The 21,545-nt window shown below is 62.7% G+C and carries 21 protein-coding genes and 1 pseudogene; 5 read left to right on the top strand and 17 right to left on the bottom strand.

What is annotated here, in order from left to right; genetic code table 11:
* Positions 1–49 precede the first annotated feature (49 nt).
* The 13 genes from LDP01_RS11415 to LDP01_RS11355 all read right to left on the bottom strand — a co-directional run bounded on the left by LDP01_RS11415 (position 50) and on the right by LDP01_RS11355 (position 13,606).
* The gene (locus LDP01_RS11415; protein ID WP_224089220.1) at positions 50–979 is read right to left on the bottom strand and encodes a PASTA domain-containing protein; all 930 of its coding nucleotides are present in this window, start codon (positions 977–979) and stop codon (positions 50–52) included.
* A 172-nt stretch (positions 980–1,151) separates the two neighbouring features.
* Positions 1,152–1,508 carry a hypothetical protein gene (locus LDP01_RS11410; protein ID WP_224089219.1) on the bottom strand — a complete coding sequence of 119 codons (357 nt, stop codon included), beginning with the start codon at positions 1,506–1,508 and terminating at the stop codon, positions 1,152–1,154.
* Positions 1,505–2,068: a phage tail protein gene (locus tag LDP01_RS11405; RefSeq protein ID WP_224089217.1), complete on the bottom strand. Its 564-nt coding sequence runs from the start codon at positions 2,066–2,068 to the stop codon at positions 1,505–1,507. The genes LDP01_RS11410 and LDP01_RS11405 overlap by 4 nt, the downstream gene beginning before the upstream one ends.
* On the bottom strand, positions 2,061–4,688 hold the full coding sequence (locus LDP01_RS11400; protein ID WP_224089215.1) for a baseplate J/gp47 family protein: 2,628 nt from the start codon (positions 4,686–4,688) through the stop codon (positions 2,061–2,063). The genes LDP01_RS11405 and LDP01_RS11400 overlap by 8 nt, the downstream gene beginning before the upstream one ends.
* Positions 4,685–5,119 carry a GPW/gp25 family protein gene (locus LDP01_RS11395; protein ID WP_224089213.1) on the bottom strand — a complete coding sequence of 145 codons (435 nt, stop codon included), beginning with the start codon at positions 5,117–5,119 and terminating at the stop codon, positions 4,685–4,687. Before LDP01_RS11395 ends, LDP01_RS11400 begins: the two co-directional genes overlap by 4 nt.
* Positions 5,116–5,472: a hypothetical protein gene (locus LDP01_RS11390; RefSeq protein WP_224089209.1), complete on the bottom strand. Its 357-nt coding sequence runs from the start codon at positions 5,470–5,472 to the stop codon at positions 5,116–5,118. Before LDP01_RS11390 ends, LDP01_RS11395 begins: the two co-directional genes overlap by 4 nt.
* Positions 5,473–5,475: 3 nt before the next feature.
* The gene (locus LDP01_RS11385; protein WP_224089206.1) at positions 5,476–6,996 is read right to left on the bottom strand and encodes a phage baseplate assembly protein V; all 1,521 of its coding nucleotides are present in this window, start codon (positions 6,994–6,996) and stop codon (positions 5,476–5,478) included.
* A gap of 13 nt (positions 6,997–7,009) precedes the next feature.
* The gene (locus LDP01_RS11380) at positions 7,010–7,768 is read right to left on the bottom strand and encodes a CIS tube protein (RefSeq protein WP_224089204.1); all 759 of its coding nucleotides are present in this window, start codon (positions 7,766–7,768) and stop codon (positions 7,010–7,012) included.
* 1,178 nt (positions 7,769–8,946) lie between these two features.
* Positions 8,947–9,423 carry a phage tail protein gene (locus LDP01_RS11375; protein ID WP_224089202.1) on the bottom strand — a complete coding sequence of 159 codons (477 nt, stop codon included), beginning with the start codon at positions 9,421–9,423 and terminating at the stop codon, positions 8,947–8,949.
* A gap of 1 nt (position 9,424) precedes the next feature.
* Entirely contained in the window at positions 9,425–10,897 is a 1,473-nt protein-coding gene (locus LDP01_RS11370) for a phage tail sheath family protein (RefSeq protein WP_224089200.1), read from the bottom strand.
* Positions 10,898–10,934: 37 nt separating this feature from the next.
* A complete protein-coding gene (locus LDP01_RS11365; RefSeq protein WP_224089199.1) occupies positions 10,935–11,465 on the bottom strand; it encodes a hypothetical protein in 531 nt (176 codons plus the stop codon).
* 741 nt (positions 11,466–12,206) lie between these two features.
* Positions 12,207–12,983 (bottom strand): hypothetical protein, encoded by a 777-nt coding sequence (locus tag LDP01_RS11360; protein ID WP_224089197.1) that lies wholly within the window; start codon positions 12,981–12,983, stop codon positions 12,207–12,209.
* A gap of 11 nt (positions 12,984–12,994) precedes the next feature.
* Complete coding sequence (locus LDP01_RS11355; protein ID WP_224089195.1) at positions 12,995–13,606, bottom strand: hypothetical protein; 612 nt, start codon at positions 13,604–13,606, stop codon at positions 12,995–12,997.
* 452 nt (positions 13,607–14,058) lie between these two features.
* Between LDP01_RS11355 and LDP01_RS11350 the strand changes: the two genes are divergently transcribed.
* Entirely contained in the window at positions 14,059–14,340 is a 282-nt protein-coding gene (locus LDP01_RS11350) for a hypothetical protein (protein ID WP_224089193.1), read from the top strand.
* On the opposite strand, the gene LDP01_RS11345 is transcribed toward LDP01_RS11350, so the two are convergent.
* Genes LDP01_RS11345 through LDP01_RS11335 form a run of 3 tightly spaced genes read right to left on the bottom strand, consistent with a single transcriptional unit; the run spans position 14,337 to position 16,147 of the window.
* Positions 14,337–14,933, bottom strand: a complete 597-nt coding sequence (locus LDP01_RS11345; RefSeq protein ID WP_224089191.1) for a Fic family protein — start codon at positions 14,931–14,933, stop codon at positions 14,337–14,339. The two genes, LDP01_RS11350 and LDP01_RS11345, sit on opposite strands and share 4 nt — an antisense overlap.
* Positions 14,930–15,166, bottom strand: a complete 237-nt coding sequence (locus tag LDP01_RS11340) for a hypothetical protein (RefSeq protein ID WP_224089186.1) — start codon at positions 15,164–15,166, stop codon at positions 14,930–14,932. The genes LDP01_RS11345 and LDP01_RS11340 overlap by 4 nt, the downstream gene beginning before the upstream one ends.
* A gap of 48 nt (positions 15,167–15,214) precedes the next feature.
* The gene (locus LDP01_RS11335; protein WP_224089183.1) at positions 15,215–16,147 is read right to left on the bottom strand and encodes an NAD-dependent epimerase/dehydratase family protein; all 933 of its coding nucleotides are present in this window, start codon (positions 16,145–16,147) and stop codon (positions 15,215–15,217) included.
* A gap of 136 nt (positions 16,148–16,283) precedes the next feature.
* Here LDP01_RS11335 and LDP01_RS11330 point away from each other — a divergent pair.
* The 3 genes and pseudogenes from LDP01_RS11330 (at position 16,284) to LDP01_RS11320 (ending at position 18,837) form a co-directional block, all read left to right on the top strand.
* Positions 16,284–17,037 (top strand): annotated as a pseudogene (locus LDP01_RS11330) (TetR/AcrR family transcriptional regulator).
* A gap of 41 nt (positions 17,038–17,078) precedes the next feature.
* Complete coding sequence (locus LDP01_RS11325) at positions 17,079–17,885, top strand: oxygenase MpaB family protein (protein WP_224089180.1); 807 nt, start codon at positions 17,079–17,081, stop codon at positions 17,883–17,885.
* On the top strand, positions 17,878–18,837 hold the full coding sequence (locus LDP01_RS11320; RefSeq protein WP_224089176.1) for a DUF817 domain-containing protein: 960 nt from the start codon (positions 17,878–17,880) through the stop codon (positions 18,835–18,837). Before LDP01_RS11325 ends, LDP01_RS11320 begins: the two co-directional genes overlap by 8 nt.
* 21 nt (positions 18,838–18,858) lie before the next feature.
* Here LDP01_RS11320 and LDP01_RS11315 read toward each other — a convergent pair whose 3' ends face one another.
* Positions 18,859–19,425 carry a hypothetical protein gene (locus LDP01_RS11315; protein ID WP_224089175.1) on the bottom strand — a complete coding sequence of 189 codons (567 nt, stop codon included), beginning with the start codon at positions 19,423–19,425 and terminating at the stop codon, positions 18,859–18,861.
* Positions 19,426–19,678: 253 nt separating this feature from the next.
* Here LDP01_RS11315 and dnaK point away from each other — a divergent pair, with 253 nt between their 5' ends.
* Positions 19,679–21,544: a molecular chaperone DnaK gene (dnaK, locus tag LDP01_RS11310; RefSeq protein WP_224089174.1), complete on the top strand. Its 1,866-nt coding sequence runs from the start codon at positions 19,679–19,681 to the stop codon at positions 21,542–21,544.
* Position 21,545: the final 1 nt, after the last annotated feature.

Genomic DNA, 21,545 nt, shown 5'->3' with positions numbered 1-21,545 from the left:
TGATCTTTTCATGTCAGCTCCCGGGCAAGGCAAACCCGTCCCGAAATAGTCACGGGTTCAGCCTTACCTCGCAAAGTTGGGGGTTGCTGAGACAAATGTTTACGGGATCAAGGATGATGCTGGACCTCAATTCAGTCCGCACCAAAACGAGTGCGTTGACGTTGACTTTAGTGCCGACGTCGGGATTGACCCCCACCACTACGCACCGCGTCAGGGAGAGGGGAGGCGAGCTTTGGCAGGCGGAACCCTGGGTGAAGTCCAATTGCAGTTGTGCTGCCTGGAAGGCGTTGCGGGCTGTTTCGATCCGTGATCCCAGGACACTGGGCACGGTGGCCTTCACGGGCACCGCAATTTCCAGGTTGACCGTGCTCCCGCGGCCCACTTTCTCGCCGCCGGCGGGGCTCTGGTTGACTACCGTACCTTCGGGCGAGGCGCTTTCGATCTCGCTCGTGGCTGCTTTGAAGCCGGCGTCCGTCACGATCTTGACCGCCTCAGCTTGCGGCTTGGCTTTTACGTCCGGAACGTTGGCGTCCTTGAACATGAAGTACAGGATCACGCCGATAACGGCCAGCAGCACCACACCCCCGATGATCAACCACAACCAGGGGAATCCCGGCGCCGGCTTCGGTTTCTCGGCGGCCGGGACAGTCAGTGTGACCACATGCGCCTGGTCCGCGTAGTCCTCGGGTGCGTCGTCGGCGGAGTAGGCGATCAGCTTCACCGGGTAGCTCCCCTCGGATGCCCCCGCGGTGTCGAAATTGACCACGTATTGTTCGGTGGCCCCCGCGGCGATGGTCCGCAACGGGTTGGGGATCGTGGTGTACGTTTTCGACGGCGGATTGGTCACCTGCCCGGGGAAGGCGCCGAGCACCACACGCTCGGAAGTGGTGGAGCCGTTGGTGACGGACGCTGTCAGCGAACCCTTCCCATCTTTAAGGACGACATCCGGGGAGCTCAACGTCATGGTGATGGCAGTCATGGCACAACAACTCCTGGGATCGCGGTTTGTAGTTTCGGCACAGAGCAGCTCATCTCAGCCTCCGGCTTTCTGGATCAGCAACACACAAGTCCCCAGGGGACAGACGATTCCCAGCTGTCCGCCGGAGGTCCCGAAGGTCAGGTCCACGGTTTTCCCTGGGCCTGAATTCTGCTCAGCGCGCGTGCCCTGCACCAACAGCGAGACGGTGACCGCCTGCTGCGGGGCGAGCCTTGCCCGCTTGGTGGGAGGTCCGAAATAGAACAGGGCCTCCACCGAATTCCTTCACATCGAACACGCACGCACCCGTAACCACCAGCTGGGTATCGGACGCCGAACACGAACCGCCTTGGGCAGACAGGTCTGCCGAGGTGAGTTGCGCGCCCGCGGCCGCGTCGGAGAATCCGCCCTGCCAGTCCCGTGCAGCATCGTTGTTTCCGCCACCGCAGCTGACGCCGAACACCAGCACCAACAGCGCGATCACTCCACAAGCGACCACCACAAGAATCGGCGTGCGGTTCTCCTTATTCATGCGTCGTCACCGTTCATCCCCCGCACCTGAACCTCATCCGTCACGTGCGCGGGCTTCATGCCTTTGACGATTCTGCGGATCAACTCCAGCTGCCCACCCGCTTCCGCAGGCACCAGCACCCTTATATGGAAGGCGCCGGGCACGGATTCGACGTCGAACCCGGGCACCCCGGTGGCCAGGTGCAGGAAGCGGGTGAGCCCGTCCACAGTGCCGCGGCGGGCAGAGAGCTGCGCCGCAGCTGCGATGAGGTCCCGTTGCCGCGATATGGGAATTGCGCTGGTCGCCGGAATGCTCCCGGATCCAGCGCCGGCCTCCGGACCGGGCAGCGTCAGCCAGTCCAGATCTACCCAGCGCGAGAGAAAAGGAATCAACGACGACGGCGCGCGGCCGGGATCGGGAACGGTATGGATGCGGTCCAGAAGCTGCCGGACGGGCTCATGCATGTCCTCGGCCACGGCAAGCAGGGCCTGCAGGGGAGAGCTGGTATCGGCGGCCACCTGGAAAACTTCCGGCAGGACCTTCAGCAGCTTGGACCCGGATGGCCGCACGGGCTCAGCCATTGCCATGGACCACCTCGATCCTGTGGTCACCCGAGCAGAACAGCCAGGTGTCGGGCAGCGTCACGACGTCGTCCACCACGCGCCGTGTGCAACTCTCCCATTTCACGGTGTTGTCAGTGCTGCGGTACACGCCTTTGGGACCGGCAGCGAGGACCAAGGGTTTGCCGTCAAGGATTGCCCCGGACACGGATTTGACCGGCTCGAAGCGGGTGCGGTCCCTCAACGGCAGATTGCAGTTGACGTCCGGCACGCTCCACTGCGCCGACGCCTGGCCCAGTTGCAGTCGCAACACACCGCCGCTCTGGGTAGCGGCATAGGCAGCGTCGCCCATCACGTGGACACCCCAGCAACTTCCCCCGGTCCAGCCAGTGCTGAACTGCTCCCATGAATTCATGAACGCCTCATCGAAATCGGTACGGCCCAGCTCATCGATCTTCAGCCGCAGGCATCCCGTCCCGGTCCCTTCCGGCACTGCGCGGCCGAGCCACACATAGCTCGCACCGCCGTCGTACTGGATGGTCATGCAGCGGATGTCCTCGCCGGCGGCCTTGACCTGCTTGAAGCTGTCCGCGGTACCGGCGTCGGGGGAGAGCCAGACGCCTTCCGAGGCCTCCGCAGCCACCACAACACCTGTTCGCCCGCGGACGTCCACCAAGGCGTCCACTGCGTAAAAGCCACGATCCGGCTGGGACGTATCCACCACGTTCTGCACGGGGATTGCCCCTTGGCTCATGGAAAGTTCGTACAGTCCGCGTTCGCCGGCAAGCAACAGCAACGGCTCACCTTGACGGTCCACCCAACACAAATCGGCGACGACGAACCCCAGCTCGGCTGCTTTGCGCCAGGATTCGCCGAGGTCCTCGCTGATGTAAATGCGGGAACCTGTGCCGGTCACCGTGCTGACGGCCACCATGCCCGGATGCCGCTCCGGACCCACCCGGCCAGGTGCGGGGGAACGGAAGGGAGCGATAGCGCGGACGGTTTCTTCCGCCTGGTCGCCGTCGTCGCCAAAATCCGCACAGGCTTCCCAGCCGTCTGCGGCGTTGGTAGTGCGGAACAGGGTGCCGCCTTGGGCCACGAACCACGTCTTGTCCTGGCCTTCAGCCTGGACCAAGGACACGGCATCACTGTCCGGAACTTTGTCCACTTCCAGCCTGACCCGGTCCACGTACTGAACGCCAGGCTCGGCCTCCTCCATGGCGCGGTACAGATTGGAGACACGCAGTGGCTTCCCAAAGCCGAATCCGTAACTGGACGAATCCGGGCTCAGCGGACTGATCCCTTCAGACAGGCGGCCCACGATCCTGGATTTCACGGCCTCGGCGTCCTCATCGGGACGAACAACGATCCGCGCATCCACCAGCACCTGTTTGTAGAGGCCCCAGCGCACTACAGGCTCGGCGCCAACCGTGGACCGCCTGCGGAGATATTGTTCCACTTCAGTCCGCACTTCGTCGCGTGCATGTGACGCAAGGTCCGCTGCGCGTAATGGTTGGGCCGCCCCCGCCCTGCCGCCGGGAACGAATGGCACCAACACAATTTCCACTTCGCCGGGCCTGGCAAACGCCCACAGATCCTTCCTCGTGAACGCCCTCGCCCGGCCCACCCCGCCGTGGCGACGTGCCAGGACCTCGTAGTCCCTGACGGTGACTGCGCGGTCGCGGGCTTGAAAATCCTGGGGTGCGCGCCTCAGGGCGTTCTCCAAGGACTCGCCATCGCGGCCCCCGGTGGCTGGTTCAGGATTAGTGACCTTGGCACCTGGAACAGGGGAACGCAACACTGTGAGCTGACCCGCTCCCACGTTGCCGCCCGAACCGCCACCGCTGCGGTACCAGGCGCGAACCTCGGCGCCCGGCCCTGGTACCAACGGGCCCTGCCCGGATTCCGTCCGCCCCTTGGACTCGTCGTCCCACCACGCGAACATCGCGACGCCGGCACTTCGATCAATCCGCACCGGCATCTCACCCGGCCTTGCGTCAGCAAACGCCTCCACTTCCTTGCAATACCGGAACGGCTTTCCGTCCACCAGGACAGCCTCGCCACTGCTCAGCCGCGTCCCCGCTGGAACTTCGACGGCGACCGCCAGCCCAGCGCCCGAGACGATCGGCGCGTTCGGGATCACGAAGCTCTGGCCCGGCCTGCCGGTCCCGGTACCAATCGGTACCGCGTCATACATGGTGACATCGGCTGCGGGAACCAGCACGCTGGTCTCGCCGGGAGCCAAAGTGGCTGCCGCCGTCGTCGTAAATACCGGCTGGGGTGAACCAGGAACCCCTGGCGGGCAGCTGACCTGTGTACCTCTGGGGATGCGGATTTCCTGATCGGTGCCTGTACCTGACGCGGATGAGCGGCTGAATTCCAGCATCGTTTCGGCAGTGCTCGGCGGGTACAGGGACGTGCCGAGGAGATTCAAGTAGACGGCGTAGAGCTTGTCCGGCACGCGGTTGAGCCGGTACATGAGCGTGTCCGTGAGGTAGGCAAAGGCCTCGACGATGGTGATGCCGGGATCGTGGACGGAGAGGTCCGTCCACTCAGGGGCGATTTGCTGGATGCGTTCCCGGGCACCGGCCACGAGGTCCGCGAAGCTGCGGTCATCCAGGTTGGGCACGGGAAGACTCATGCTGCACCGCCGGATTCCACGGGCAGGGCGATGGCGATCTCGTCCTCAAGCTGGGTGGTGCGGACACGGTATTTCAGCCGTACCTCGAGGACTTCAGGATCCTCCGGCGAGCGTGACGCATCCAGGGAAAGGACCGTGATGCGCCGCTCCCACTGCTCCACGGCCCGGGCTACGTAGTGGATAGCCAGGCCTGCCGTGGTGTCGTCGGCCGGAGCAAACGCCAATCGGAACAAGTGGCAACCGTACGTCGGACGGTTAACTCGCTCGCCGGGCCTGGTGCTCAGCAGGAGGAGGAGGGCTTGGCGGATGGAGGCTGCATCCGTCACAGTCGCCAGCCTGCCTGACGGGGTGATGCGCAGGCCCGGGACACCGGCCGCGGCGTCGAAGTCCGGATGGATGAAAGCAATCGAAGTGTAGCGTGGGGCGCTCATGCCAGTGCCTCTCTCATGAACCCGACCCCACGAACGTTTGGCCGGGGCCGGCGCACGTTGTATTTAACTGCGCCCGGAGGTGTGCCGTCGGTGAAGCCCTCCACAGTGTCCAGGCAGATGGCTTTGCCCCCGATTCTGATGAAGGTTGAGTAGCCCTTGGTGACCGGCAGGGTTTTATTGCACGGTTTGATGTTGATGCCAATATGCGGGCACATGCTGATATCCCGGTCTTGGGGATCCGTCGCCACCAGGATGGGTGACTTTTTGATGCGGACCCACTCCTGCGACGATACGTTCTCCACTTTGCCGTCGTGCCCACAGCGCAGGATGGCCTCCTTGACCAGGATCCTCATGGCTTAGGCCTCCTCAAAGTCGACTGATTTCGCGCGAATTCTCATGGCTTTACCCGGAGCTTCCAGGACCAGGTCCGTGGCAGCGGTGATTCGAAGCTTGTCCGGCCCCAGCTCCACCGACGAGCCATGTCCGTCCGTGAAACTCACGGTGCGCGCACCGCCGTCGAGCACTATTTGTTGGCCGTCCGCACTGCGGAACGTATAACGGCTCTCCCGTGGTGTGCTGACGTTGTTGTCGGGCGTTTGTTCGCTGCCGTACAGGCCGCCGAGGATGATGGCCTGGGCCGGATCCGTGGCCGGAAGAAGCACCAGGACGTGGTCGCCCGGAGCTGGCGGGGTGACAATTCCCTTCCCGGAACCGGCGGCCGCAGTAAGCACAGGAGCCCACGCGGTCTGGAGATCCGGGTATGCCGGCAGTTGCACACGGGCACGCCCCCGGGCTTCGGGATCGTCCACGTCAGTGATGATCCCGAGCGTAAAGACGTCCGGTCGTCGTTCAGGGACGGGGCTGGGCGGGCGGGTGGTCAGGGTGGTTTCGTAGCCAGTGCCGTCCAAACGGTGGGAGGCGCTCGCGATCAGGTACGTTCCCTCGATGGATGGCGCCACCCCCTTGATCCTGACGCGCCCACCCGCCCTAAGCCGCGGATTGCCCTCGGCCACGAACACCGCCGTGACCTGGCCGGCCATCCTGACGTCCAGCTCGGACTGCGCCAATCCGTCCGCCTCCTGGGTGGATTCCAGTACCTCGTTGTCCCGCCGGAGTTCGCCGCCCGCGCCCACACTGGCCAACGTCGGGTCAGCTGTGACGCGGGCCTTCGCGTCGCTGCTGCTCGTTTCGGCCTGGTGGACTGTGGCGTCCTCCGCACGCCAGCCGTTGATCATTGCGGACGCGTACGCGGGTTCCTGGCTGACCTCGATCTCTGCCGAATGCAGGGACTCCCCGAGGGTGAGCTCCAAGGGTTCGCCTTCGCCGTCGAGTCCTGTGAGCCTCAGGGCGCCGTCGTGGACCACAGGGTAGGCGCCCACCCGGGCACTTTGTTCCACCAGGAGGCTCAGGTCCGTGCGGGCGCACTGGTACACCTGGCCCAGCTTTGCCCCGCCTCCCACTACGTCCAGTCCGGTGCCCTCGCAAAGTTTCCGTGCCAGGCCTGCGAGATCCACGTCCTCGTGCAGCCTGGTGAATTGGCGCTTCCTCAGACGATGGAGGGCATCGTAGGCACGGATGCGGATTTCTTGTCCGAGGTTGGCCTCGTAGCTGTACTCCACCACGGTCACCTCACCCACGAAGAGCGGAGTCCGATGGCCGCCGAGCTCAACCCTCAGGGCATCACCGGGGGCCGGATCCACGCCACCCCTGGCCGCGGCAGTCCTCCCCGGGCCGGGTCGCCAACTGATGAGGCACTGGGCTGGCCTCGCCAGAGAACCCAGCACCTGGACCGAAACGATTGCAGCTGTTTCTGCGGTTGTCAGTCGTCGTCTACCCAGGCTGACGATGAGTTCGGGAAGGCCCTGGACCTGCCTCATAATGCTTCACGCCTCATGGTGCTTCACCAACCGGCGGAACGGCGAGCGGCCCGCTGAAGTGAGCGGGGTCGTCAATGTCGTTGTACTCCAGGAGCAGCTTCCAGAGCAGGGGCGTCCCGAATGCTTCAACCGAAAGTCGCCCCAACTCAGCCGGCGGCACCTCGGGAAGGAGCTCGCCGCCGTCGGGCATTGCTGCGTCCCTGTCCGTGCTGCCGTCGCCCGTGACAGCCAGCGTGTCCACGGGCGGGGCCGTCAGATCCACGGCAGGGAGTCGCTGGGCGAGCTCGTAGTTCTCCCCGCCTTCTTCGTCGGCAGACTGGCCCACGCGCACGAAGACCATCCGCATCCAGGATCTGAGCGGTGAACCGTCCGGGGCGAAGCGGTCAAAGCGCTCCGCCACTTCGGTCACGATCCCCGGCACATTCCACGCGCGGCCCCAGACAAACCGGACCGACGGCGGTCTCCGCTGGCGCTGAACCTCCGCGCTGTTCTCCGCGAGGGCCCAGATGGGCCTGGTCATTTGCCGCACGTCCTGCACATGGAGCGACGCCGGCGCGAGGTCGACGTCGAAGAGCAGGTCCAGCCTCAACTCGGTGTGGCCGCCTCCCGTAAAAAGCAGGGGGTCATCGGCCAGTCCGCTGCCGCTGAGTTTGCCGCCCGCACTTCTCCGGGGCTCCACTCCGGCCGAGCGCTGCATCACCACCGTTTCCGGGTTGAGGAGGCAGCCAAGGTGTTCCCCGGTGTCCTCGATCAGGAAGGCGACACGTTCCATGTCAGACCGCCAAGTGTTCGTCAGTGAGGCGGGCTTGGCGGGCGATTGCCTGGGTTAGCGGAGCGGTTGCCGGGCTTGATTCGTTGGCGCTTGTAATGGGCCGCGAGGCAAGGTCCGGCCAATTGCCCTTGAGGGCCGGTGCCGGGGTATGGGTGTTTTGTGGGGCCTGCTCTGCGTTCCATTCTTGGTTTGAAGCAGGTATGTCGGGCCTGGCGACGGGGGGTGTTTTCGATGGGCTCGTGTGCAGGGGCAGCGTGGGGGTGTGTTGTGGGGCCTGCTCTGCGTTCCATTCTTGGTTTGAAGCAGGTATGTCGGGCCTGGCGACGGGGGGTGTCTTCGATGGATTAGTGTGTTGGCGCCGCGTGGGGGTGTGTTGTGGGGCCTGTTGTGCGTCCCGTTCTTGGTTTGACTCGTGCATATCTTGCCCTGCAACGAGGGGTGTCTTCGATGGATCGGTGTGCAGGTGCAGGGCGGGGGTGTGTTGTGGGGCCCGCTTTGCGTTCGATTCTTGGTTTGAAGGGCGCATGTCGGGCCCCGCGCCGGGGGGTGTCTTCGATGGATTAGTGTGCAGGGGCAGCGTGGGTGTGTGTTGTGGGGCCTGCGTTGCGTTCGATTCTTGGTTTGAAGCACGCAGGTGGGGCCCCACGACGGGGGGTGCGTCCGAGTGATTCGTGTGTAGGTGCAGGGTGGGGGTGTGTTGTGGGGCCTGCTCTGCGTCCCGTTCTTGGTTTGAAGGGCGCATGTCGGGCCCCGCAACGGGCGGCGTCTCCGAGCGATGAGGGCGAAGTCGCAGCGTGGGGGTGTGGTGTGGGGCCTGCTTTGCGCGCCAAGAGCGTCCCCAGGCACGCAGTGTGGGCCTCCCAACCGAAGGGGTGTTGGTCGGCGGGGAGGGAGGGACCAACCCGGCGTCGCGCAGTAACTGGACCCAATGCTCCGGTGCGCCTTCCACGTTCAGGCCGCGCACCGACGTCGAACTTTCCCACGAAGAAGGCTCCGAAACGCCCGCGTCCTCGGCCGAAGGCCCCAACGCGCCCACACTCAAAACGCCACCTCCAGAAACACCCGCAGCCGGAGAACCCACACCCGGAGAACCCGGGTCCCGGCCCGACCCACGATCCAGCCACGCAGCCACAGCCCGCAACCGGTTCGCAGCCACCCGCCGCCAGGAAAACCCAGGCTCAGGCGACGGGAGCGCGGGCATCGTCGAGCTCCAGGCGGTCGTATGCGATGCTGAGGGATTCGATGGCGAGGTCCTTGCCCAGTGCGTCAAGGGGTGCGCCGAACCAGTCGCATGGCCAGGCCCCCAGGAGGTTCCAGCGGCGGACTTCCACGGAGCCGGCATCGTTGAGCATGGCGATCGAGACGTTCCGGCGTTCCACCTTTCCGTCCACGGCTTTGAAGAGCCACTGCAGCATCTCGGTGGAGTCCGTGAGCCCGTACTTCAAAGTCACCGGGGTGTACTCCACTTGCCCGGGGATGACGCGGACTGTGCTGTTTTCGCCGCCTGAGCGGTAGAGGATCCGGTCGATTTTCAGGCCGAGGCCCTCCACTTTGGTGAAGTGGCCCTGAACTACGCCTTGGATCACGAGCTTGAAGTTGTAGGCCCGGTACGGATCCACCACGTTGCCCGGTTGGGCGGCAGGTGTTGTTGTCATGTCAGGCTCCTGCGCTCTCTGTCTCGCTGGTGTTGTCCGCCGACTGCATGAGCTTGAAGATCACAAACTCGGCCGGTTTCACGGGCGCGATCCCGATCAGCGTGACCACTTGCCCGGCGTCGCGGACCTCTGGAGGGTTGGTTTCTTCGTCGCACTTCACGAAAAATGCCTGTTGAGGAGTAGTCCCGAGCAGGGCGCCGTCCCGCCACACGTTGGTCAGAAACGCCCCGATATCGCGCCGGATCGACTTCCACAGCGTGTGATCATTGGGCTCAAACACCACCCAGCGAGTCCCGTCGGCCACCGATTCCTTGATCATGTTGGTCAGGCGACGCACATTCACATACCGGTATTCGCTCGCCTCCGGAGCCTTGGTCCTGGCACCCCAAATCCGGATGCCCTCGCCCGGGAAGTACCGGATACAGTTCACGCCCGCGGGGTTCAGGACCTCCTGCTCCCCGCGGCTCACGCGCCGCACAAGATCGATCGCGCCTTGGATGGGCTCGTTGGCTGGCGCCTTGTGGACGCCACGGGTCGCGTCGACGCGCGCCCAAACGCCTGCAATATGGCCCGACGGCGGCTGCGTCACCTTTTTCCCGGACACGGGATCGATCATCACGATCCACGGGAAATACAGGGCCGTATAGCCGCCGGGGGATTGCGGGGCGCCGAGGTCCTGCTGGCCGTTGGCTTCGATGGCTGCCCCCTCCCGGCTGCCTGCGTCGGCGGGTCGCGGTGAGTCGGGCCAGTCGGGGGAATCTGAGGAAACCGAGGAGGAAGACGACGGCGTGCTTTCGCTGGCTTCTGTGCCTGCAGGTTGTTCAGACGTGTCTTCGGCTTCGCTGGCTTCAGCTTCGTCGGCGTCGCCCGAGCCGCCACCACCCGAGCTGCCACCACCTGAGCCGGCGTCGCCACCCGGCCCCTCATCCGTCGTCGACCGCTCGTCTGCCGTGCCCGAATCCCGCGCACCTACCGGAACGCCGGACGTCGCGGCCCTGGTGAGCGCCCCGACGTCGTCAACTTTTTCCACTGTGTCCATGATGGCCATGCGGTCCTGGCGGAGCGGGTGCTCCACATGCGCCGCCAGTGCCGCATAGGATTCAGCGTCCGCGAAGCCCGGCGCAGCCACCATGGAGATGTCGTCCACGGCCTCGAAAAGCGTGAGGCCTGTGGGCTTGGTGGCTGTGCCCGTGAGGCTGCCGTTGGCCCCAATGTTCACCACATAACAACGGCTTCCTCCGTTTGAGAAGAAGCCGTAAACAGCGTTGGAGAGCGGTGTGCCCGCTGTCGCGTTGCCGACATATTGGTCAACGAACTGGGTCCAGTTGTCCAGCACACGGAGTTCATCCACCAAGGCGTCCTGGTCCGGGGCTACGCCTACGAACGCTGCGATACTGGTGTTGACCTGCCCGATTGCGCGTGCGCCGCTGGGCACTTCCTGAACATAGACGCCTGGCGCCTGGTAGTTCGCCATGGTGCGCTCCCTTTCCTGCCCGCGGGTGTCCGCGGATTTACTCCCACCGGATGATGACCGGCAGGCTGCTGGTGCTGGCCGAGACTTCCTTTTCGGTGCCGCTTACTGCCACGGCAAAGTGCTGGAGTTCATCCGCCGAGGCCAGGACCTCGAAGTGGCCGGTCGCATCGCTGACGACTGCCGTGGCGGAAGAATGGGCATGGATGTAGGCGTCGGGGATGCCTTTGTTGTGGACGTCAACGAGCCGTCCGTGGATTCGGCGGGCAACGCCGGTCTTGGCAATGAGCGGTTCAAGGACGGGCGGTCCGGAAGGCTCTTCGAAACGCAGCGCCACGGGGATTCGGACCAGGAACCCGAGCCCTTGCCGGATGGCGCCTGAGTACTCTTCGGGACGGAATTCGCCGGTGGATACTACCGAGTATTGGCTGTGGCGTTCCACGGCCAGGAGCAGTTGCTCCATGTTGTCCAGTTGTTCGGGGGCCGTGGCATTCCACTGCCACCCGGAGTTCGAGGTCCAGGACCGGGCCATCGCGACGGGACCTTCCCACGCGGTTGAGCGTGACTGCATGGACGGTGACGGGAGCGTCAGGGGTGGGAACGACGGCGTCGGGGGAACCGTCGTCGAACCTTACGCGCTGCGGAGTGACGGCGTCGGAAAGTACCCCCAGGAGGTCGGTCAACGACGAACGCACATAGCCCACGGCAGAACCCAGAACTCGAAAGGTGACCAGAATTGCAACTGGGACTAGGTTACTCCCGCTGTTGCGTGTAGTCACTGGGGAATCAGGAGTAACTCCATTCGATTGAATCTGCAAGTGGGCGCGTGGATGCGAGTCACGTTGTGAAGGCGAGATCCTTGATTGCAATCTGTGCAGGAGTGGGCCAGTCGGGCTTTGAGCGGGACGAGTCGTGCCGCGGCGTGGTGACCGAAAGCGAGCTTCAATTGCCCTGGTTGGTCCCGATGTGCCTGTCGTGGACGAAATGCCAAATGAGTTCTCGCCGGGATGGGCCTAGGCATAGACGCCGGACCTATTGTATGGAAGGAGTTAAACGCCAGTTCGGCATGTTTGGCGATGGATAATCGACAGGACACTCGACGATGCAGCTCTGCAGTTTGCCCCCGCCATCAGTCATTTTCTCGCAGGATGCGGTGTTTCTGCCCGGTTATGAGTTTAACAGTGCTTCCCCGCCCCTTCGAGCGCCACGTTGCCAGCAAATGCCGCTGGAGCAGACAGTGTCTGAAAGTAGCTCCAACGGTGAGTCGTTTCGCTCTACCCGGGAACCACACGACGACTGCAGGGCAAGGTGGCTAAAGGGGCGCGATCAGGTTCCTGAGTTCCACTTCCCGCTGCCCGAGCATCGTTATCTGCGATCCGGAAGGAGTGTAATGGACCAAATGTTTGCGGTGCAGGCCGGCCAACGTACGGCCAAGATTTGCCCTCATAGAATGCGGGAGCCAGTCGGCTAGGGTTGTCTTTGCGACAGTGTCAGGAGCCGCCCAATAAAGCAGAACGAGAACGTGATCGCTCGTTCCGATCGTCTTAAGTAAGCGTGGCTTACCATCAAAAATCTGAATCATGGGAACTTCACGTGTAACAAGCGCCTCAATCGTTTCCTGAGCCTCCTCGGCGCTCATCGCATGATAGAGACGTACTAGTTCCGCAAGTACCCATCCCATTGTTGAAACGACCAACGAGGCATCTTGTGTATTCGGATCGATACCGTCCGATAGATGCGCCGTGTTGCGCTTGTTTCGAATGTCGTAGATAACTCGAAGGGCGCGAGGAATATGCAGTCGGACGCTCTCAGCAACGGAACCCGACGGCAGGACCGCCAGTCTGTTGATTATGGTTTCAGCTTTGAACTTTGGATCTGAAAGTGCAATGTACCCTTTCGTCGTTTCCCATTCCAAAATCCGAAGTACAGCTTCTGAGAAGCGGCCACCCGCCACGGCGTTCGGCATGTAATCTCCGAGGTGAAAGCGTCGTTTAGCCTCTACGAAAGCGTCCAAAAGCTCCCGCACAAGCTCTTCGGGCATCCCCGATGCAGAAAAGCCGCTCTCTACCTTGGCGTAATCAAGCCTCAAGTAGACCCCCGCTAGTCGTGGGTGCCGCGGATCGACGCGACCAATTCCTTCAACTCGCTAATCGCGTCTGGTTTTGTTTTGAGCACCTTCGCCTTAGGCGGGCCGGCAAAGTTCACTCCTTTAGCCGATGCCAAATGGCGTGTAAAGTTGGCAAGGTCGTAGCACTTCAATCGCTCACACTCCTTTCGGACCGCCGCTACTCTGTCGCCTGATTCATCTAGGCCAAAGTGATAGGCCGCAGTCAAAGCAAGTGTCACAGCTCTTGTCTGGACTGACCGTGAGGGACCAAGCTTCCTAGCTGGAACGTTCAGTCCGGGCAGACCCTCGTGCAGATAGAACACCTCTTCAAGTGAGTCTCGATCAATGCCTGTTTCCCGAGAAAATCTACCGAAAAAGTCATCGCTGGATTCTTGAACGACAGGCAGGCGGCCGGAGGTTTCCGGTTCAGGGCCGCGGGCAGTGTTGGTTTGGGGTGGGGCTGCAGGTAGCGCTGTCGTGGTGGAAGACAGGGCAACCCCTTGCAGGCTCAATGCGGCCTTGAAGGCTATTTCATGAAGATGCTCTGGGACTCCTGATTTTTCCACGGCGTCCCAAGCAGCAGCAATTTGTTCGGTAATATCCACTTTTCCCCTCCACAGCAGTTGCTCGAACGCTACCGGTAAGTAACAGGATCAATAAATAGGACACGCCGCCAAGAGCGTGGCCATTGCGCCCGTTCCACGCAAGGGCTTCCTGGTCTACCCCGGACGTCAGGCAGCCCGAGGGGTTACCTGATTCACGGCTCTAGGAGCAACATCGCTGCAGCCCCCGGACCTTGTCCGCAAACTCGTCGTCTCCTCGGTGTCGTTCCGGCCCGACGGCGATCGCGGCGGAAACGCCGAAGCTATGGCCTCAATGACCGTGGACATATCGCCGGCACCCCGATGGAGCAGCGCTATCTGGCTGTTTCGCCGCATCCGGACCTCGAGCACCCGCAGGTTCTGTTGGACAAAGTCGGCGGCTCCAGCGGATGGAGTGAGGACGAAATCCGCGGAATCTCTGCCCCAAGGTTGATCACGGCGGGCGTGACTGCGACATGGTCAAGCTCGAGCATGCGGTGCGGTTCCTCCAGCTGCTGGGAGGAGACGTGAACGGCGACTTCTATGGTGTGCCCGCATCGCAGCTGGCGGCGTCTCCCGGCATCGCGCATCTCTTTGGGTTGGCGAGGACCGCGCTGCTGCAGGACGTCGTTATAACCTTCCTGGATGCTCCGCCGTCTTTCGGCATGGAAGGACCGGTGATTGGCCGGAGTTATTTACGGGCCATTCCTTGTTGCCCGCTCCGAACAGAACGCTCGTGTGTGTTGGATCGGCTTTAGTTTCCCAAATCGACCAGTCCGACAACTTTGAGGAGACCCGCAGGATTCATCGTTTGGTCGGCCTCCCTCAAAGCGCTGAAATAGTCCGGCAAGCCGATGGCTGGTCCCCAGTCAAAGGTGTACTGCGACGTCAGGCTATATAAGAGGAGATCAGCGAAGAGTCGCGTGACCCGACCGTTGCCGTCCACAAAAGGGTGGATCATGACCAAACGATGATGAGCGGCCATTGCCGCCCAGAACGGGTCAATATCATTCTCGACCCAATAGGCGATCGTACCCAATTCTTCAGGAAGTCTCTGCCGGATCATCTCCGGGGGCACACCTATGGATACTTCCTTGTCGCGGATCTTTCCTGCCCACGCCCAAACATCTGAATAACAAGCACGATGCAGGTCGAACAGAGTCTGATAGTCACATAGATCGAGCGCTGTGATCCGGCCATCCGCGATGGCTTCCATCATCTCGGATTCGATGGCAAGAATTCCCTCGGCTTCGGCCTGGTAGACCTCTTGTTTTGTCGCAAATGAAACGCCATCAACGAATGCAACGGCGTCCTCGGGATCTACCGGTGTTTGATCGTAGTTCGGGGTCATTCCTTCGAGCCGCCGCGCGATTCTCTACGCTCGAAGGATCTGGCGGCTATGTTTGCAACCGCTTCGGCGGATGCCCGCGTGTGCTTAAGGGTAGGTCTTGCGGTAATCGTCCGTCCCTCAATGGCCATGGAGGCACTCACCTGTTCGACGAGAACGTCGGCAGGAACACGGATGGCTGCTCGCTTCTTCGTCATGGCGGCGGTAATCGCGGGTGAGTAGCTGACCTTTTTCATAAGTGACTCCTTGCGGATGATGTCTCAAACCATTGTGTCACCTGCTGCCTACTTCAATTCCCGGACAGCGTCCCGCCAACACGCCACTGTTGCTGCGGCAGCTTCCGGGAGGGGCGTCGGTTCGAGGCCCAGGAGACGCTGGCTTTGGGAGGAATCCATCACGAACGGCCGCTCGAATTGGTACAGCATCTCGGCAAGCTCCCGCATATCGGTCGAAAAGAGACCCGCCGTCCTCAACACCCACCCGGGAACGGCACTCACCTTCGGAACAGAAACGCCGGCGGCCTCAGCGAACGCCGCAGCAAGTTCGCCTTGGGTCAGGGCTGGGCCGGTCGGAGCATGGAGCACGGTGTTCCAGAGCCTCGGATTCCGGGCCGCCGCGATCATGGACGCCGCGAGGTCCGGGACGTACGTGAACGAGTGCGGTTGCCGAGCGCTGCCAATCACCTGGACGGATTTTCCCTCCGTGACCAGCGGAACCATCCGCTCGCCTGCATGCGCTGTCCGCACGAGTGGGCCGAAGAAGTCACCGGCTACGACGCTGACTGTGTTGGCTTTGTGCGCAGTGCGGGCCCTAAGCAGTTGCGTACGGACCCCGCGCTTGCCGCCTGAGGCTTCCCGAGGACCCGCTTCAGTCATCACGCTGTCCGGCTCGCTATAGGAATAGAGGCTCTCTGGAAATACGACGACGGCGCCCGCGTCTGCCGCTGCATCCATCACCACTTGTTCGGCTTGCGGTAGCTCGGCCGCCCACGCTGCGGCCCGGTATGCCGATCCGTGGATGCAATGGAAGACCGCGGCCGCACCGTTGAGTGCTTGGCCTATTTGCTTGGGATCGGAGGCGTCGACGCGCATCCGTTCAATGAGGGGATGGTCCGGGCCGCTGCCGGAGCGGGTCAGAATGCGAACGTCTTCCCCCTGCTCAGCGAGTTGTTCGGCGACGGTCCAACCAACGGGTCCTGCTCCGGTGACGATGTACATGCTGATCTCTTTCCTCGAAGTCCAATCGAATGAGAGAGCGCTGCTCTCTGAGTTCAGAATGAACCTCGGCAACGTCAAAGTCAAGAGCAGTGCTCTCATTTGTTGATGGTGCTCTCCCTTGTGGCAAGCTGGTTCCATGTCCTCCATAGCGCCCGGCGCCGAAGCTGCCCCTAAAACCCAGCCGAAAGCCAAGCCCCCGACTCCCCGCGAGCGTGCACGTGCTCAAACAATCGCCGATATTGTCCGCCTCGGCCGGGAGCACCTCGCGGTCCACGGTGCGGCGGGGCTGTCGCTGCGGGCTGTTGCCCGGGACCTTGGCGTCGTTTCTTCGGCCGTTTATCGCTACGTGGAAAGCCGGGACGAACTCCTCACGCTCTTGCTCATCGACGGCTACAACGAGCTCGGCGACGAAGTGGATGCAGCCGTAGCGGCTGTTCCCGAGGATGATTTCGCAGGCCGGTTCCGCGCCTTGGGCAAGGCTGTTCGTGCGTGGGCGCTCAAGGAACCAGCCAGCTATGCCCTGCTTTTCGGCAGCCCGGTTCCCGGCTATCAGGCACCAGGTGAGCGAACCACGGTTCCCGGAACACGTGTCATCTATCGCCTCGTGGGCATCTTTGAGGCAGCTCATCGCGCAGGCGCCCTGGAGGCGGAAGTGAATCCCGCCGTCGTCATCCCACCAGGCCCTGGCAGAAGACATGCGGAACATCCGGACTGAACTTGGGGTCACGGTGCCCGAGTCTGCGCTCGCTCGGGGCGTGCTGGCGTGGACGTCCGTCTTCGGGGCTGTGAGCTTTGAAGTGTTCGGCCAGTATGGGCCGGATACGTTCGCCGCGCGCGACGAACTTTTCGAGCACCAACTGCTGGTCCTCCAGGGCATGGCGGGCCTGTGACCATCGGACCAGCGACCAGGAGCAGACGGTAAAGTATCAAGATGGTTCGAGGGCTTGCTGACATCGGCGCGGAGGGCATTTTGCTCGCCGGTGCCGGGCGCGCCATCCTCCTTCAGATCGCTGACCCGAGGGTGGGGCACGGCGTCGCGGACCATAGCGACTTTGCCCAGCGGCCGCAGGATCGTTTGCGGGCCACCCTGACATACGTTTATGCGATCGTTTACGGTTCAGACGAGCAAGTTGCTGCGGTTCGCCGCGCCGTCAACCGCGCCCACGCACCGGTGCGCCGGAACCCGGACGATGCGACAAAGGGCTACAACGCTTTCGACCCCGGTTCACAGCTTTGGGTTGTCGCCACCCTGTACGACACCGCCGTCACCGTTTACGAACAAGTGCATGGACCGCTCGACGACGATACCGCCGAGCGCATGTACCGCGACTATGCACGCATTGGGACGGCATTACAGCTTCCCGCTAACATGTGGCCGCCGGACCGTGCAGCCTTCGCAGGGTATTGGTCTTCGCACGTGGACATGCTTAGGCCTGATGATAAAGCCCGCAAGATAGCCAGGGACTTGCTGTATCCGGCAGGTGGTCCTGCACTCATGCGCCTGGCCATGCCACTTGCCCGCTTCCTGACCGCCGGCCTGCTTCCGGACCACCTGCGCGAGGGCTTCGGCTTGGAGTGGACTCCCCGCGATGACCGCCGCTTCGAGCGGACCATGCGGTGGCTCGGACGCGTCTATCCCCGGATCCCGCGGCGGATCCGGCACTGGCCCAAGGACTACTACCTCAGCCACCTGGAAACCACCCCGTCCAAGTCGAGGGGCAGGGCAGGGAATGCGTAATTCGACCTCGGTGGAGCAAGCCATCGACGACCTCGCGCACCGCTATCTGCAGCGTACGCATGCAGACATGCAGCACGCCCACGGTGGCCGACTCCGCATGCGCCTTACCGAGTTCGTGGTGTTCGGACTGAAACAGGCATGGGCCTGCGTCTTCGGTGCAGCCCTGCTCGCGGTGATCATCGCGGCGCGTCTCTGGTACCCGGACGACGCCGGCCTGGCGCGGAATGACTTCCTGACCATGGCTGCCGTCGTCATTCAGATCCTGATGATCAGTTTCAAGCTTGAAACGCTTCGCGAGTTGCGGGTGATCCTGCTGTTCCATGCGGTGGGAACAGTCATGGAGCTGTTCAAGACAGACGTGGGCTCGTGGTCTTACGAGGCCGAGGGCTTCCTCCGGATCGGTGCTGTTCCATTGTTCAGCGGGTTCATGTATGCGGCTGTGGGCTCGTACATGGTTCGTGTGTTCCGGCTCTTTGACCTCCACTTCGACCACTACCCATGGCGGTGGATCACGGCTCTTGTGGCTGCCGGGATTTACGTCAATTTCTTCTCGCACCACTACATCTTCGACGCACGCTGGGTTCTGCTTGCCGCCGTCGTGCTTGTCTACGGGCGGTGTGTGATGCATTTCCGCGTGTTCCGTAAGCGCTTCCGGATGCCGATCCTGGTGTCCTTCCTTTTGGTGGCGCTGTTCATTTGGTTCGCCGAGAACATCGGCACGTGGTCCCACGCGTGGCTCTACCCCAACCAGCTGAATGGCTGGCAGGCGGTCTCGATCGATAAGCTCCTCGCCTGGTTCCTGCTGATGATCATTTCCGTGGTGCTCGTGGCGTGGGTGTACAAACAGGAGCCGCCGCCCTTGGGCCGGTACCCTGCCGACACCCAAGCCCCTGCCGACACCCAAATTCGCGGGGGACACCCGGATATCCGTGTCGCCCGCCCGCCGGAGTGACGCCGGGCCGTTTGCGTGGCATCACGCTTCGCCGCGGGCGGCCTTGAGCGCCGCGCGCCTGGCTTGGAGTAAAGGCTCGACGTCGGGAATCCGCCTGAGGTCCATGGCTTGCGTATCGCTACGGTTGCCCCGCGCATCGATGACGATTCCATAGCTGCCTGCAGCTCCCGCCGCGAACCAGTAGTCGGTTCCGTTCCAGAGGGTGAAATCCGCAGGAACACCGTCCACCATGGCGCTCAGGTGCTCGGTAGTGTGTGCCGCGAACGTCGCGGATTGACTCTGCAACTCCTCCAGCGACTTCGGCGGCCCGGCGATGGCCTGCCACCGGTTTCGCACCACCTCCAAGGGATCACGCGTAGTTGTGATCACTTCCAGTAGCGGGTCAGTGGCTGGATTCGCAGGAAACGCGTTCCCGTGCACTACGCCACCCTCACTGGCGTCCATCTGCCATGAACCCAGCATCAAGGGTCCGCCCCAATCCTCAAGCCGGAACAGGGGGAGGCGCTCGGCAGCATGCCGGACCCTCTCCTCCAGCTCGTCGTTCATAGCCCAGAACGCATCCGGCGGCATGAATCCAGCGAAGTCCATCGCGTAAGTCTGCCAGTTCACGCTGGGCGAAACCAGCCCTCAGAACCGCGTGATTCCGGGGCAAATTTAGGCCCGAAAGACAAAGTTGAGCGTACCTCACTCAACTTTGGATTGACATTGAAACGAGGCTGAGTACAGTTGAGTGCAGAACGCTCAACTAGCCGATTGTTGAGTGGGCTCCCGATAACCCAACCGCCCAACGGACCGGTGCCGGGGGCAATCTCCAACATCGGCCATTGAAAGGAAACAAGATATGTCACGTGCAGTAGGTATCGACCTCGGAACCACTAACTCCGTGGTCTCTGTCCTTGAAGGTGGCGAGCCCACCGTCATCGCCAACGCAGAAGGCGGCCGCACCACGCCGTCGGTCGTTGCGTTCTCGAAGTCCGGCGAGGTCCTGGTTGGCGAAATCGCAAAGCGCCAGGCCGTCAACAACATCGATCGCACCATCACTTCCGTCAAGCGCCACATGGGCACCGACTGGTCCGTCGCAATCGATGACAAGAAGTACACGCCGCAGGAAATCTCCGCGCGCATCCTTATGAAGCTCAAGAACGACGCCGAGAGCTACCTGGGCGAAAAGGTCACCGACGCCGTGATCACCGTTCCGGCATACTTCAACGACGCCGAGCGCCAGTCCACCAAGGAAGCCGGCGAAATCGCAGGCCTCAACGTCCTCCGCATCGTCAACGAGCCCACCGCGGCTGCACTGGCCTACGGTCTGGACAAGGGCAAGGAAGACGAACTCATCCTGGTCTTCGACCTCGGTGGCGGTACCTTCGACGTCTCCCTCCTCGAGGTTGGCAAGGACGAAGACAACTTCTCCACCATCCAGGTCCGCGCAACCGCAGGCGACAACCGCCTCGGTGGCGACGACTGGGACAACCGCGTCGTCGAGTGGCTGCTGAACCAGCTCAAGATCAAGGGCATCGATCTCTCCAAAGACAAGATCGCCCTCCAGCGTCTCCGCGAAGCTGCAGAGCAGGCCAAGAAAGAACTGTCCTCCTCCACCAGCACCAACATCTCCCTCCAGTACCTGTCCGTCACCCCCGACGGCCCGGTCCACCTGGACGAGCAGCTGACCCGTGCCAAGTTCCAGGACCTCACCAAGGACCTGCTGGACCGCACCAAGAAGCCGTTCCACGACGTCATCGCCGAAGCCGGCATCAAGGTCTCGGACATCGACCACATCGTCCTCGTGGGTGGTTCCACCCGTATGCCCGCTGTCTCCGAGCTCGTCAAGGAACTCGCTGGCGGCAAGGAGCCCAACAAGGGCGTCAACCCGGACGAAGTTGTGGCCGTCGGTGCAGCACTGCAGGCCGGTGTCCTGAAGGGTGAGCGCAAAGACGTCCTCCTCATCGACGTCACGCCGCTGTCCCTCGGCATCGAAACCAAGGGTGGCGTCATGACGCACCTCATCGAGCGCAACACGGCTATCCCCACCAAGCGTTCCGAGACCTTCACCACCGCAGACGACAACCAGCCGTCCGTGGCCATCCAGGTCTTCCAGGGTGAGCGTGAATTCACCCGCGACAACAAGCCGCTGGGCACCTTCGAACTGACCGGCATCGCTCCGGCACCGCGTGGCGTCCCGCAGGTCGAGGTCACCTTCGACATCGACGCCAACGGCATCGTCCACGTGTCCGCCAAGGACAAGGGCACCGGCAAGGAACAGTCCATGACCATCACCGGTGGCACTGCACTGTCCAAGGAAGACATCGACCGCATGGTCCGTGAAGCCGAGGAGCACGCCGCAGAGGACAAGGCCCGCCGCGAAGCTACGGACACCCGTAACTCCGCCGAGCAGCTCGCCTACTCCGTGGACAAGCTGATCGCCGACAACGACGACAAGCTGCCCGAAGAGGTCAAGACCGAGGTCAAGGCCGACGTCGACGCCCTCAAGTCCGCGCTGGAAGGCACCGACGACGCCGCCGTCAAGACTGCGTTCGAGAAGCTGCAGGCTTCCCAGACCAAGCTCGGCGAAGCCATCTACTCGCAGGCAGCCGCAGCTGACGCTCCGGGCGCCGGCGCTGAAGGCGCTCCGGCCGGCGAGAAGACTGCAGCCGACGAAGACATCGTCGACGCTGAAATCATCGACGAAGACGAAGCGAAGAAGTAGC

The organism is Arthrobacter sp. StoSoilB13, assembly GCF_019977255.1.
Lineage (GTDB): Bacteria > Actinomycetota > Actinomycetes > Actinomycetales > Micrococcaceae > Arthrobacter.
This window is presented reverse-complemented; position numbering and strand designations above follow the sequence as displayed.